The 13,576-nt window shown below is 74.8% G+C and carries 7 protein-coding genes and 2 pseudogenes; 7 read left to right on the forward strand and 2 right to left on the reverse strand.

What is annotated here, in order from left to right; genetic code table 11:
* Positions 1-66: 66 nt before the first annotated feature.
* The 4 genes from ACZ58X_RS17780 to ACZ58X_RS17795 all read left to right on the forward strand — a co-directional run bounded on the left by ACZ58X_RS17780 (position 67) and on the right by ACZ58X_RS17795 (position 6,636).
* Positions 67-1,794, forward strand: coding sequence for a carboxyl transferase domain-containing protein (locus tag ACZ58X_RS17780; RefSeq protein ID WP_470334567.1), 1,728 nt, complete (start codon positions 67-69; stop codon positions 1,792-1,794).
* A 199-nt stretch (positions 1,795-1,993) separates the two neighbouring features.
* Positions 1,994-4,273, forward strand: a complete 2,280-nt coding sequence (locus ACZ58X_RS17785; protein ID WP_470334568.1) for an acetyl/propionyl/methylcrotonyl-CoA carboxylase subunit alpha — start codon at positions 1,994-1,996, stop codon at positions 4,271-4,273.
* Positions 4,270-5,280 (forward strand): hydroxymethylglutaryl-CoA lyase, encoded by a 1,011-nt coding sequence (locus ACZ58X_RS17790; RefSeq protein WP_470334569.1) that lies wholly within the window; start codon positions 4,270-4,272, stop codon positions 5,278-5,280. The genes ACZ58X_RS17785 and ACZ58X_RS17790 overlap by 4 nt, the downstream gene beginning before the upstream one ends.
* Before the next feature lie 165 nt (positions 5,281-5,445).
* Positions 5,446-6,636, forward strand: coding sequence for an acyl-CoA dehydrogenase family protein (locus ACZ58X_RS17795; RefSeq protein WP_360244983.1), 1,191 nt, complete (start codon positions 5,446-5,448; stop codon positions 6,634-6,636).
* 159 nt (positions 6,637-6,795) lie between these two features.
* Here ACZ58X_RS17795 and ACZ58X_RS17800 read toward each other — a convergent pair.
* Positions 6,796-7,230 (reverse strand): annotated as a pseudogene (locus tag ACZ58X_RS17800) (universal stress protein); the annotation flags it as partial.
* Between the two features lie 384 nt (positions 7,231-7,614).
* Between ACZ58X_RS17800 and ACZ58X_RS17805 the strand changes: the two are divergent.
* Both ACZ58X_RS17805 and ACZ58X_RS17810 read left to right on the forward strand, forming a co-directional pair.
* On the forward strand, positions 7,615-7,959 hold the full coding sequence (locus ACZ58X_RS17805) for a hypothetical protein (protein WP_470334570.1): 345 nt from the start codon (positions 7,615-7,617) through the stop codon (positions 7,957-7,959).
* Positions 7,960-8,393: 434 nt separating this feature from the next.
* A complete protein-coding gene (locus ACZ58X_RS17810; RefSeq protein WP_470334571.1) occupies positions 8,394-9,776 on the forward strand; it encodes an HAD family hydrolase in 1,383 nt (460 codons plus the stop codon).
* 14 nt (positions 9,777-9,790) lie between these two features.
* Here ACZ58X_RS17810 and ACZ58X_RS17815 read toward each other — a convergent pair whose 3' ends face one another.
* Positions 9,791-10,666, reverse strand: coding sequence for a GNAT family N-acetyltransferase (locus tag ACZ58X_RS17815; protein ID WP_470334572.1), 876 nt, complete (start codon positions 10,664-10,666; stop codon positions 9,791-9,793).
* Positions 10,667-11,724: 1,058 nt separating this feature from the next.
* Here ACZ58X_RS17815 and ACZ58X_RS17820 point away from each other — a divergent pair.
* Positions 11,725-12,733 (forward strand): annotated as a pseudogene (locus tag ACZ58X_RS17820) (helix-turn-helix domain-containing protein); the annotation flags it as partial.
* Positions 12,734-13,576 lie beyond the last annotated feature (843 nt).

Here is a 13,576-nt window from a genome sequence, read left to right on the forward strand (position 1 = left end):
TGAGGATCAGGGGCGCACCGTACTCGGCCCGCCCGCCTGCTGCCGAGGGCAAGGGAGCTCTTGGGAATGGTCATCTCAACCACCGGTGCCTCCTCCGGTATCCGGTTCAGCGCGGCGACCGGCACCGCGCCGGCACCGGTTGCCACAGCACCGATCGCCGCAGCGCCGGGAGCCGCCGCTCCGGCACCCCGGCTCGGCACCTCCGCCGACCCGGGCTCCGCGGCGTTCCGGGCCAACACCGAGGCGCACCGGGCCCTGGTCGCCGAACTGCGCGCCAAGCTCGATGCCGCCGCCCTCGGCGGGGGCGCCAAGGCGCGCGCCCGGCACACCTCGCGCGGCAAGCTCCTCCCCCGCGACCGGGTGGACACCCTGCTCGACCCGGCCTCGCCCTTCCTGGAGCTGGCCCTGCTGGCCGCCGACGGGATGTACGACGGGGCGGCGCCCGCGGCCGGGGTGATCGCCGGCATCGGCCGGGTCGCCGGACGCGAGGTGGTGGTGGTCGCCAACGACGCCACCGTCAAGGGCGGCACCTACTACCCGATGACGGTGAAGAAGCACCTGCGCGCCCAGGAGGTCGCGCTGGAGAACCGCCTCCCCTGCATCTACCTGGTGGACTCCGGCGGTGCCTTCCTCCCGATGCAGGACGAGGTCTTCCCGGACCGCGACCACTTCGGCCGGATCTTCTACAACCAGGCCCGGCTGTCGGCCGCAGGCATCCCGCAGATCGCCGCCGTGCTCGGCTCCTGCACGGCCGGCGGCGCGTACGTCCCGGCGATGAGCGACCAGGCGGTGATCGTCCGCAACCAGGGCACGATCTTCCTGGGCGGACCGCCGCTGGTGAAGGCCGCGACCGGCGAGGTGGTCACCGCCGAGGAGCTGGGCGGCGGCGAACTGCACTCCCGCACCTCGGGCGTGACCGACCACCTGGCTGAGGACGACGCCCACGCGCTCTCCATCGTCCGCACCATCGTGTCCGAGCTCGGCCCGCGCACGCCCAGGCCGTGGCCGCTCACCGCGGCCGAGCCGCCGGCCGTCGACCCGGCCGGCCTGTACGGGGCCGTCCCGGTCGACCCGCGCACGCCCTACGACGTGCGCGAGGTGATCGCCCGACTGGTCGACGGCAGCCGCTTCGCCGAGTTCAAGGCCGAGTACGGCGCGACCCTGGTCACCGGCTTCGCCCGGATCCACGGCCACCCGGTCGGCATCGTCGCCAACAACGGCGTGCTGTTCTCCGAGTCGGCCGTCAAGGGCGCCCACTTCATCGAGTTGTGCGACCAGCGCGGCATCCCCCTCCTCTTCCTGCAGAACATCACCGGCTTCATGGTCGGTCGGCAGTACGAGGCGGGCGGCATCGCCAAGCACGGCGCCAAGATGGTCAACGCCGTGGCCTGCACCCGGGTCCCGAAGCTGACCGTGGTGATCGGCGGCTCGTACGGAGCCGGCAACTACTCGATGTGCGGCCGGGCCTACTCACCCCGCTTCCTGTGGATGTGGCCGGGCGCCAAGATCTCCGTGATGGGCGGCGAGCAGGCGGCCTCCGTGCTGGCCACCGTCCGCCGTGACCAGTTGGAGGCGCGCGGCGAGGAGTGGCCGGGCGAGGCGGAGGAGGAGTTCAAGCGCCCGGTCCGCGAGCAGTACGAGCGCCAGGGCAGCGCCTACTACGCCACCGCCCGGCTCTGGGACGACGGCGTGATCGACCCGATGGACACCCGCACCGTCGTCGGCCTCGCCCTCACCGCCTGTGCCAACGCCCCGCTGGCGCCGCCCGCTCCCTTCGGCGTCTTCCGCATGTGACCGCTCCGCAGGTGCTCGCCCCGGGGTGGCCACCCCGGCGCGACCGCCCCGGGGCGAGCACTCCGCCGCCACCACTCCTGTGACCCCGCTCTTCCGGGTGTGACTCCTGCGGCGCCGGTCCGACGACCGGGCCGGCGCCGCAACCGCCCACCGCCACCTCCTCTCTTACGGCTCCCCTCGACCCGGAGGAACGCCTCCCATGTTCGACACAGTTCTGGTCGCCAACCGCGGTGAGATCGCCCTGCGGGTGATCCGCACCCTGCGGCGGCTCGGTGTCCGCTCGGTCGCCGTGTTCAGCGACGCGGACGCCGACGCACCGCACGTCCGCGAGGCCGACGTAGCCGTCCGGCTCGGCCCGGCCGACCGCAGTGACAGCTCGGCCGCCGAGACCTACCTGCGCACCGATCAGATCCTCGCCGCCGCCCGCCGCACCGGCGCCCAGGCCGTCCACCCCGGCTACGGCTTCCTCGCCGAGAACGCCGGCTTCGCCCGCGCCTGCGCCGACGCGGGCCTCGTCTTCATCGGGCCACCTCCCGGTGCGGTCGAGCTGATGGGTGACAAGATCAACGCCAAGGAGGCCGTGCGGACCGCCGGCGTCCCGGTGGTCCCCGGCAGCCAGGCCACCGCGCCCACCGACGAGGACCTCGTCGCCGCCGCCGACGAGATCGGCTACCCCGTCCTGCTCAAGCCCTCCGCCGGTGGTGGCGGAAAGGGCATGCGCCTGGTGCGGGACCCCGCCGAGCTGCCCACCGAGATCGCCGCAGCCCGGCGCGTCGCCCGGACCGCCTTCGGCGACGACACCCTGCTGCTGGAGCGGTGGATCGACCGGCCGCGCCACATCGAGGTGCAGGTGCTCGCCGACGCCAACGGCACCACCGTCCACCTCGGCGAGCGCGAGTGCAGCCTCCAGCGCCGCCACCAGAAACTGATCGAAGAGGCTCCCTCCGTCCTGCTCAATGCCGAGACCCGCGCCGCGATGGGCGCCGCGGCCGTACGCGCCGCCGAGTCCTGCGGCTACACCGGGGCCGGCACCGTGGAGTTCATCGTCCCGGGCATCGACCCGGACGCCCCCGCCTCCGCCGCCGAGGGGGTGCGGGACTTCTTCTTCATGGAGATGAACACCCGCCTCCAGGTCGAGCACCCCGTCACCGAACTCGCCGTCGCCGTCGGTCCGGAATCGGCCCGGCTGGACCTGGTCGAGTGGCAACTGCGCGTCGCCTCGGGCGAGCCGCTCTCCTTCGGCCAGTCCGACGTCTCCTTCCTGGGCCACGCCATCGAGGCCCGCATCTGCGCCGAGGACCCGGAACGGGACTTCCTGCCCACCGGCGGTCGCATCCTCACCCTGGACGAGCCCCGGGGCGAGGGCATCCGCGTCGACTCCGGGGTCGCCCCCGGAACCGTCGTCACCAGCGCCTACGACCCCATGCTCGCCAAGGTCATCGCGTACGGGCCCGACCGCCCGACCGCGCTGCGCCGGCTCCGCGCCGCGCTGGCCGACACCCGCATCCTGGGCGTCACCACCAACACCGGCTTCCTGCGCCGGCTGCTCGCCCACCCCGACGTCGTCGCCGGCCGACTGGACACCGGCCTGGTGGAACAGACGGCCAGGCAGCAGCCGGCCCTGCTCGTCGCACCGCACTCCCCGTCGAACGCGGCAGCCCCGACCGCGGCAGCCCCGACCGCGGCGACCCCGACTGCGGCGACCCCGAGCGCGACCGACACCGCCGACGCTCCGGCACCCGAACCGCCGTCACCTGCCCACCTCCTCTACTACGCGGCCGCGTTGGCACGGCACCTGGACCTCACTCCGGCCGCCGACCCCGGCGGCTGGACCGACCCGTTCTCCCTCCCCTCCGGCTGGCGCCTCGGCGGCACCCCCGCCTGGACCACCCACCGACTCCGGACCCCCGGCCAGGACCCGGTGTCGGTGCGCATCCGTTCGATCACTGCGGGCAACGTAACCGACGCCACTGACAATGCGCCCGGGACCGCCCGCGAGGTGGAGCTCCAGCTGGACGCCGGGCCCGTCCACCGCGCCCGCGCGACCCAGGCGGCCGACCGGCTGAACCTGACCGTCGACGGCCTGCAGACCGCCTTCGCGCTGGCCACCGACGCCACCCCCGGCCTCCCGGCCGGCCCGGTGACCTGGCTCGGCATCGAGGGCGACGCCTGGCCGATGCACGCCTACGACCCGGTCGTCGAGAGCGCCGGCGGTGCCGCCGCGCACCACGGCGCGCTGACCGCGCCGATGCCCGGCACCGTCACGGTCGTCAAGACCACGGCGGGCGAGACGGTCCGCAAGGGCCAGCCCCTGCTCGTGCTGGAGGCCATGAAGATGGAACACGTGATCGCCGCGCCGCACGACGGCGTGGTGGCCGAGCTGCGGGCCACCGCCGGCGCCACCGTCGCGATGGAGGACCTGCTGGTCGTGGTCACCCCGGCCGAGGCGGCCGCCGAGCCCGCGGAGGTGCGGTCATGACGTCCCAGGAGACCCCCGACCCGGGGACCGCCGCCCGCGAGCCCGACGCGCTCGACCTGGGCCTGCCCGACCCGGTCCGCGCCCCCGGCCTGCCCGAGGAGGTCCGGATCCACGAGGTCGGGCCGCGCGACGGGCTGCAGAACGAGAGCTCCCTGGTGCCCGTCGAGGTCAAGGCCGAGTTCATCGGCCGGCTCGCCGCCGCCGGGCTGCGGACCGTCGAGGCGACCAGCTTCGTTCACCCGAAATGGGTACCCCAGCTCGCCGACGCCGAGGAGCTGGTCCCCCGGCTGGCCGGCCTGCCGGAGCGCCACCCCGGTCTGCGGCTGCCGGTGCTGGTCCCCAACGAGCGCGGCCTGGACCGCGCGCTCGCCCACCACGCCACCGACATCGCGGTCTTCGCCAGCGCCACCGAGACCTTCGCCCGGCGCAACCTCAACCGTTCGGCGGACGAGGCCATGTCGATGTTCCGCCCGGTCGTGACCCGGGCCGCCGAGGCCGGGGTCACCGTCCGCGGCTACCTCTCGATGTGCTTCGGCGATCCCTGGGAGGGGCCCGTCCCGGTCGAGCAGGTGGTCCGCTACGGCGTCCAACTGCTGGAGATGGGCTGCGCCGAGCTGAGCCTCGGCGACACCATCGGCGTGGCCACCCCCGGCCAGGTCGGCGCCCTGCTGGCCGGGTTCGCGAAGGCCGGCGTGCCCGTCGGCCGGATCGCCGTGCACTTCCACGACACCTACGGCCAAGCGCTCAGCAACACCCTGGCGGCGCTGCGCGAGGGCGTCACCACGGTGGACGCCTCGGCGGGCGGACTGGGCGGCTGCCCGTACGCGAAGAGCGCCACCGGGAACCTGGCCACCGAGGACCTGGTGTGGATGCTGCACGGGCTCGGCATCCGGACCGGCGTCGACCTGCGCGCACTGGTCGCGACCAGCGGCTGGATGGCCGGCCGGCTCGGCCGCCCGAGCCCCTCCCGCACCGTCCAGGCGCTGCTCGGCTCCACCCGGGGCTGACCGGCCCCGCCCGACGTCCCGGCGCCGGCCGCCCGATCGGTCCGGCCGGCGCCACCGCACCGCGTTCATCCGTCAACCACACCGTGCGACCGTCACACCGTCAGACGGACGACGGTCATCCCGCTCATGCCCGCGGCCACCCCGGCCGGGCACCAGGAGGATCAGATGCTCGACCACCGGCTCAGCAGCGAGTACGAGGAACTGCGGCGCACCGTCGCGGAGTTCGCCCAGGACGTGGTGGCGCCGAAGATCGGCGAGTTCTACGAGCGGGAGGAGTTCCCCTACGAGATCGTCCGCGAGATGGGGCGGATGGGCCTGTTCGGCCTGCCCTTCCCGGAGGAGTACGGCGGCATGGGCGGCGACTACTTCGCCCTCGGCCTCGCCCTGGAGGAACTCGCCCGCGTGGACTCCTCGGTGGCGATCACCCTGGAGGCCGCCGTCTCGCTCGGCGCGATGCCGATCTACCGCTTCGGCACCGAGGAGCAGAAGCGCGAGTGGCTGCCCCGGCTGACCTCCGGCGAACTCCTCGGCGCCTTCGGCCTCACCGAGCCGGAGGGCGGCTCGGACGCCGGGGCCACCCGCACCACCGCCCGCTACGACGAGGCCACCGACGAGTGGGTCATCAACGGGACCAAGTGCTTCATCACCAACTCCGGCACCGACATCACCGGTCTGGTCACCGTCACCGCGCTCACCGAACCGATCGCTCGTTCGAGTGAAGAAGGCGAATTCCGCTCGCCCGTGCGGGAGATCTCGTCCATCATCGTGCCCACCGGGACCCCGGGGTTCCAGGTCTCGAAGAAGTACTCGAAGGTCGGGTGGAACGCATCCGACACCCGCGAACTGTCCTTCACCGACTGCCGCGTCCCCGCGGCCAACCTGCTGGGCGAGCGTGGCCGAGGCTACGCCCAGTTCCTGCGGATCCTCGACGAGGGCCGCATCGCGATCGCGGCCCTGGCCACCGGCCTGGCCCAGGGCTGCGTCGACGAGTCCGTCAAGTACGCCGGCACCCGCCGGGCCTTCGGCCGCCCGATCGGTGCCAACCAGGCCATCCAGTTCAAGCTCGCCGACATGGAGCTGCGCGCCCACACCTCCCGCCTGGCCTGGCGGGACGCCGCTTCCCGGCTGCTGCACGGTGAACCGTTCAAGAAGGAGGCCGCGATCGCGAAGCTGTACTCGTCCGAGGCCGCCGTCGACAACGCCCGCGAGGCGACCCAGATCCACGGCGGGTACGGCTTCATGAACGAGTTCCCGGTCGCCCGCTTCTGGCGCGACTGCAAGATTCTCGAGATCGGGGAGGGCACGTCCGAAGTCCAGCGCATGCTCATCGCCCGGCAGCTCGGCGTCACGTCGTGACGATCGGCACCTGACCGTCGACTCCTGACGGCCGGCTTCCGGTGGTCACCCCGGGAGCCGGGCCCACCGGGCCAACCCACCGCTCCACAAGGGCTGTTGAGGAGCACACCGCGACGGCGGGAACCGCCGCCGCGGAGGCTCCGCGGCAGCCGGAAGTCCTCAAGGGATCACGATCACCGGGCGGTTGGCCCGCCGCGCCAGCCGCCCGGAGACCGAGCCGAAGATCTTGCCGAGCAGGCCGTGCGTCGTGCCGACGACGATCGCGTCGGCGGCGTACTCGCGGCCGACCTCCTCGATCTCGTGGCAGATGTCGCCGCCCCGCTCGATCAGGACCCACGGCACCCCCGCGAGGAAGTCCGCGCAGGCGAGTTCCAGGCCGAGGACCTCCGTGCGGTGGTCCGGGAGATCGACGAAGACGGGAGGTTCACAGCCCGCCCAGACCGTGGCGGGCAGGCGGTTGGCGACGTGCACGATCACCAGGCCGCACTGCGACCGGCGGGCCATGCCGACGGCGTAGGCGAGGGCGCGCTCGCTCGACAACGAGCCGTCGAAGCCCACCACGACGCCGTGCTGGAACACCGGATCGAGGGAGCGCCCGGGCGCGTCCGACGCCGACGGCTCGGTGTTCCCGCCGAGCGGACCGGACGCGGTGTCCGGACGTTCGGCACCGGGGCCGGGGCGGCCCGTCACCGGAGGCCCCGCGGGCCCGGCCGGATGCCCGTCACGGCGCTGGCGCGGTCCGGGGCGGTCGCGCCGGGCGAGGCTGCCGCGCCGGAGGCTGCGCAGGGCGCGCACCAGGGCGTGGGGTTCGACCCGCTCAGGGCTCGCGGCTGCGGGCCGCGCCGTGCCGACGGCAGCTGCCCGCCCACCGTCCGGCCCGCCGTCGGGGTGGGCCGAACCGTCGGCCCGGCCGCCGCCGTCGGGGCCGGAACCGACACCAGGGCCGGAACCGACACCGGGGCCGGTACTGCCCTCCGCATGCTCTTCGGGCTGCCCGCCCGGCAGTTCGCCGCGCTGTTCGCCGATGCGTCGGTCATCGGGCTCGGCGACACCTGGCTCGACGCGCCCGTCGCGGGCGTCGTCAAGCTCGTCGTCATGCTCGTCGGCGCGGTCGTCCGGGCGCTCGTCGAGCTGCCCGCCGGACGGGTCGAGGTGGGTGCGGGCGCCGTCTCCCCGGGGCCCTGCGCCCGCACTGCGGGGCGCGTCCGGTTCGACCGGTCGGGAAGGCTCAAAACCAGCCATGGCTCACGGCTCTTCAAGGGAGAGGGGCCGACAGGAGAGGAGGACAACGCTGCCCGGGCAGCAGGCCCGCCCACGGGATGACGTCGGTCTGCGACGCGCAGCACCGTATGTGACCTGTTCCTTTCAGAGTACGACGAGCATGGGGCCCAGCCCAGCGGCGAAGCCCCGGAGCGACGTTGTTCCCGCGAAAGGAGGATGCGCCCGCCGTGGCAGTGCGCCCTGCCCGCAGGCGATCGCGCCCCCTCCAGAACGGAGGTTCTAAGGAGCTTGACGGAGCGGACCCAGAGGCGCAACAGGCCCGCCGGACACCGTGACCGGACTGTCATGGATTGGCGACGATCCGTTGCGGAATGTCGCCAACCGTTACGTCCCACGGGCCCCGGCCTGCTCACCGGCCCGCCCGGGCCCGCCCCGTCCATCCGGCGTCCGGGTCCTTTCAGCCACTTCGTACGGCTTCGCGACGCGGTCTGGCATTTGCCAGGTGCATGGGCCGGGCCGCTGGCACCATGCTCGGCATGGGCCTGCTCCTGTTCGACCTCGACAACACGCTGCTCCCCCGGGACGCCGCCTTCCGGGCCTGGGCTCAGGACTTCCTGTCCGAACACCAGCTGCCGCCCGGGGACCTCGGCTGGTTCGTCACCCTCGACGGGAGCGGCTACGTGCCGCGCAGCACCGTACTGTCGGCGGTCCGGCGCCGCTACGGCCTGGACGCCTCGGTGGAGTTCCTGCTCGCGCACTTCCGACGCGGCATCAACTCGCACATCCAGTGCCCGCCCCGGACGGTGGAGGCGCTGCGGACCGCGCGGGCGGCCGGGTGGACCCTCGGCATCGTCTCCAACGGCGGCACCCGGCCGCAGTTGGAGAAGATCCGGCGGACCGGGCTGGGGCCACTGGTCGACGGCTGGGTGATCTCGGAGGAGGCCGACTGCGTCAAACCGGATCCGCTGATCTTCGAGATAGCCGCCCGGCGGTGCGGCATCCGGCCGACCGGGGACTGGACGGCGCACACCTGGATGGTCGGGGACCACGCGCCCGCCGACATCGCCGGCGCCGAACTGGCCGGGCTGCGCAGCGTCTGGCTGCACCACGGGCGGCCGTGGGCGGAGAGCGGCTACCGGCCGACGTTGAAGGCGGCCGGGATCCCGGAGGCCGTGGGCCTGGTGCTGTCCGCGCGCACCGCACCCTCCGCGCGTGCGGGCGCCCGGGCGGGGGCGCGCGCGAGTGGGCCCGGGCGACAGCAGGCGGCCACCGTGCCCGCCCGCACGACGGCGCAACTCGGCGCACGGACCGGCGCACGTGTGGGGGTGACCGCCCTGGAGGGTCCGAGTGCGCCCGTTCCCGCGAGCGCCGGGACGGCCGGCGCCCCGGCTTCCGGAGCCGGGTCCGGTGTCCGAAACCGATCAGGCGGGTTTGCCGCGATCGCCGATGGCCTCCAACACCCGGGAGCACACCGGAGGTCGGACGCCGGGGCTGCCGGCGACCTGCGGACGGACACCGGGGCGGAGCCGGGCGCGCACCGCGACCGGTCGTTCGCGCCGGGGCGGCCAACCCCCCTCCGCGCCGCGGCCGGTGGGGCAGGTGGAGCCGAAGGTGCTGGTGGGACGGGTGGTACGGGGAGTACGGGTGGGGCGAGGCCCGCCCGTACGGTGTTCGCCGCGGCGCCCGGCGCCGCGAGGACCTCTCCGGCCGCCGCAGCCATTCCGACCGCCGTTCCGACCGTCCCCGCCGTTCCGACCGTCCCCGCCGCCGTCGCCCCAGGCGCCGCCGTGCCCGTCGCTGCCGTGCCGACCGGGCCCGCGCTCGACCGCGTGCTCGGCCCCGGAATCGGCCCCGGGATCGGCCCCGCGCCCGCCGCCGCAGCGGTTGTTGCAGCAGTCGTTGCAGCGGTCGCCGGGTAGCGTGGGCCCGCAGGTCAGCCTCCCGGCGAGGTCCTGGTCCACCAGCAGGTCCGGCCCCGTCCGGCGAACCCGAGCTTGCGGTACAGCGGTTCGCCGACCGAGGTGGCGACCAGGGTGGCCGGGCGGTCCGGGTGGGCGCGGGTCAGCGCGGCCTCCAGCACGGCCCGGGCCACGCCCCTTCCGCGCTGGTCGGGCAAGGTGGCCACCCAGTACACCCCGGTGGTGGTGCCGTCGTCGTAGGTGAGGCAGGCACCGGCCGGTGCGCCGTCGACGCGGCCGAGCCAGGCCCGACAGCCGGGTTCGGCGAGCAGCCGCTCCGGGAGGGCTTCGCCGCGGGTCCAGGGCTGTCGGGCGGGTAGCGGGAAACCGTCCACGACGGTGCGTTCCACCAGTGCGAGGGCGTTGCCGTCCCGTGCCTCATCAACCGTCAGGACGGCGCCGTCGTGCGCCGTCGAGACAAGGGGCAGCCCGACGTCCGAACCGTCGGCGACCGAGCCGTCGAGCACCGGGCCGTCGAGCACCGAGTCGTCGACTGTCGTACCGTCGGCGGTCGCACCGTCGACCGGTCCGGGCTCCCGGGCCATCACCGGCATGAGCGGCATCCGGACGGCTCCCAGGTGGGTCAGGTCGAGCCCTCCGTACGGGTCCTCCAGAGTGAAGCGAATGGTGCTCCACTCGGCCTGGAGCTCGGCCAACTGCCGCACCATTTCGGCTGGTTCGGCGTAGGGACGGGTGATCACGAAGCGCTGGGAGTCGTCCGGGGTGCGGGCGCAGCGGACGGCCGTGAGGCCTGGTCGGACGCGGGTGTGCCAGCCGTGCGCACGGGCTTGGGCGAGCCAGAAGGCGGCGGCGTTGTCGTTGGCCTGTTCGAGCCGGCGGTCGGTGTTCACGGCAGGAACCTAGCCGGGCCGCAGGGGTAACGGTCCGCCCGTCCTGGCACTGGCCGGATGAAGCCCGGGAGGCGCACGGACGGTACCCGTGCGCCCTCCCGTGCACCGCCGATTTTCGGTCAATTTCGCGCCGCGTGCTCCCCCTTGGGCAAATCCGCAGCCCAGACCCGCCGGCCGGGCGCCCGGGAGCCGGACACCCCAGGAACCGTCCTGCGACAACCAGCCACCGTTGCACCGGCCCTCTTCCCAGAAGGGTCGACGGGTGCCACGCTTCGTGATCGAATGCATCACGCCAAATTGCCATGTCGACATAGCGTCGGATGGTGAACTTGTCACAACGGCAACGGTCCACCCGATAGATTTCGATCTTGGCCAGCAGTGCCGCACCACCCACACCACACCACCGAGGGGGCTTGAGCGCCTTGAGCAGGGTGAGCAGGAGCGACGCGGGTCCTGACAGCGGCCAGGCGCCGGCCGGCCCGGCGAGTCGGCCCGTGAGAAGCACCGGCACCTCCGCGATCGCCGCCACCACCCGCGCCTCCGGCATCCCGAGCCCCTCGGGCCCCGCCTCGCACTCCCCCTATCCCCCCGTGTCGTCCGCGGCCCCCGGCCACTCCCCGGCCGAGCACGGCGGCCCCACCCACGGCGGCCCGACCCCGTACGGTACGCAGCCGGCACAGGGCGGACACCAGAGCGGGCACCCGGGCGGACATCAGGGCGGACACCCGGGTGGCTACCCGAACCCAGCCGGACAGCCCGTCAGCCGAGGCGCCGTCAATCCGGGCCAGGGCGCGGCGCACGGACCCGGCCACGGCGCGGCGTACGGACCCGGCTACGGCGCGGCGTACGGCGCGGGCCAGCCCCACGGCGGCCCCGCGCAGCCCTACGGCGACTACCCGGGCCACCCCGGCCACCCGGCCCACCCCGCCACCGGCGCGGCCCCGGGGCTGAACGGCTCCGGCGCCGGCCCGCTCGGCGGCGGCCTGGCCCTGGGCGCCGCCCCCGGCCACGGCCCGCTGGGCCACGGCTCCCCGGGCGGCAACGGCTCCGCGAACGCGCTGGCGACCATCGGCTCCCCTCGCAAGCTGTCCGGTCGGCGCCGCCGGGAGACCGTCGCGGTGCTGATCTTCGGCGGCGCACCGATCTTCGAGAGCTCGATCCCGCTCTCCGTCTTCGGCGTGGACCGCCAGGACGCCGGAGTGCCCCGCTACCGACTCCTGGTCTGCGCCGGGGAGGAGGGACCGCTGGCCACCACGGGCGGCCTGACCCTCTCCGCGCCGTACGGCCTGGAGGCGCTCGCCCGGGCCGGCACGATCGTCGTACCGGCCTGGCGCTCGATCTCCCAGCCGCCCCCGGTCGAGGCGATCACCGCCCTGCGCAAGGCCCACCACGAGGGCGCGCGGATCATCGGGCTCTGCACCGGTGCGTTCGTGCTCGCCGCGGCCGGACTGCTGGACGGCCGCCCGGCGACCACCCACTGGATGTACGCGCCGACCCTGGCCAAGCGGTACCCGCGGGTGCACGTGGACCCGCGCGAGCTGTTCGTGGACGACGGCGACGTGCTGACCTCGGCCGGCACCGCCGCCGGCATCGACCTGTGCCTGCACGTGGTGCGCAGCGACCACGGCGCCGAGGCCGCCAACGCGCTGGCCCGCCGCCTGGTGGTGCCCAGTCGCCGCAGCGGCGGCGGACAGGCCCAGTACATCGATCAGTCTTTACCGGAGGAGATCGGCAACGACCCGTTGGCCGAGGTGGTCACCTGGGCGCTGGAGAACCTCAACCAGCAGTTCGACGTCGAGGTGCTGGCGGCCCGTGCCTACATGAGCCGGCGCACCTTCGACCGCCGCTTCCGCACGCTCACCGGCAGTGCGCCGCTGCAGTGGCTGATCACCCAGCGGGTGCTCCAGGCGCAGCGGCTGCTGGAGACGTCGGAGCTGTCGGTGGACGACGTGGCGCGCCGGTGCGGGTTCCGGTCGCCGGTCGCGCTGCGCGGGCACTTCCGCCGTCAGCTCGGGGTCTCCCCGGCCGCGTACCGGACCAGCTACCGGGCACGCCGCCCCGGGCAGCAGACGCCGACCCCGGCGGCCGACATCCGGCTGCCCGGCGCCCTGTCGCACGCGGCGGCCGCGGCGGGCGGCGGGCTGTTCGGCGGCGCGGGGCACGGCGGGCCGCAGGGCCACCCGTACCCGGCCGGTCCGGGCGCCCAGGGCCAGGCCGGCCAGCCGGGCCAGCACGGGCAGCCGGTCGGGCACGGACAGCAGGTGCCGCACGGACAGGCCGGTCCGTACGGTCCGGGGCAGGCCGGGACGCCGGCCGCCCAGGGCTTCCACGGCCGGGCGGGCCAGCCGTACCCGCACCAGCAGGCCGCGCAGCAACCGCACCCCGGGCAGCAGGGTGCGGCGCGCGGTCCGGTGCGGTCGCCGCTGGTGCCGCCGCAGGCCGGTCCGGGTGCGGGGCGTCCGCCGCGCACCGCCGAGCACGCGGCGGCCGAGGACGGCCACCCCCAGCCGGGGGCGCGCGGGCAGGGCCAGGGGCACCGCAGCGCGGACGGGCGGCCCGGCGACGAGCCGGGCGCGGCCGGACGGGCGCACGGTGCGCCGGGCGGCCGGGTTCCGACGGGTGCCGCCGGTCAGCCGGCGGCCGGGGCGGCGGAGCTCCGGGGCCGGCAGGCGCGGGCTCCGCAGGTCCGCGCACCGGGCGCCCGGGCGACCGCGGCGGACGGGGCGCGGACGGCGCGCGAGGCCCGGCCCGGGCGGGACGGCCACGCGGTCCGTACCGGCCGGGAGGGCGAGCGTCCGGACGGCCCCGGCACGCACGACGGGGCGGAGGAGCACCAGGCCGACGGCTGCGCTCCGGCCCCCCGGTCGGCTCCTCCGGTCCCCGCGGCGCGTGATCGCGCCGTAGGGTGAG

Source organism: Kitasatospora sp. NPDC040550 (genome assembly GCF_055594965.1).

Coding starts and splice junctions, on each gene's coding strand:
- ACZ58X_RS17810 (WP_470334571.1), top strand. CDS start 8,394: ATGGGCCTGCTCCTGTTCGACCTCGACAACACGCTGCTCCCCCGGGAC.
- ACZ58X_RS17785 (WP_470334568.1), top strand. CDS start 1,994: ATGTTCGACACAGTTCTGGTCGCCAACCGCGGTGAGATCGCCCTGCGG.
- ACZ58X_RS17805 (WP_470334570.1), top strand. CDS start 7,615: ATGCTCTTCGGGCTGCCCGCCCGGCAGTTCGCCGCGCTGTTCGCCGAT.
- ACZ58X_RS17790 (WP_470334569.1), top strand. CDS start 4,270: ATGACGTCCCAGGAGACCCCCGACCCGGGGACCGCCGCCCGCGAGCCC.
- ACZ58X_RS17780 (WP_470334567.1), top strand. CDS start 67: ATGGTCATCTCAACCACCGGTGCCTCCTCCGGTATCCGGTTCAGCGCG.
- ACZ58X_RS17795 (WP_360244983.1), top strand. CDS start 5,446: ATGCTCGACCACCGGCTCAGCAGCGAGTACGAGGAACTGCGGCGCACC.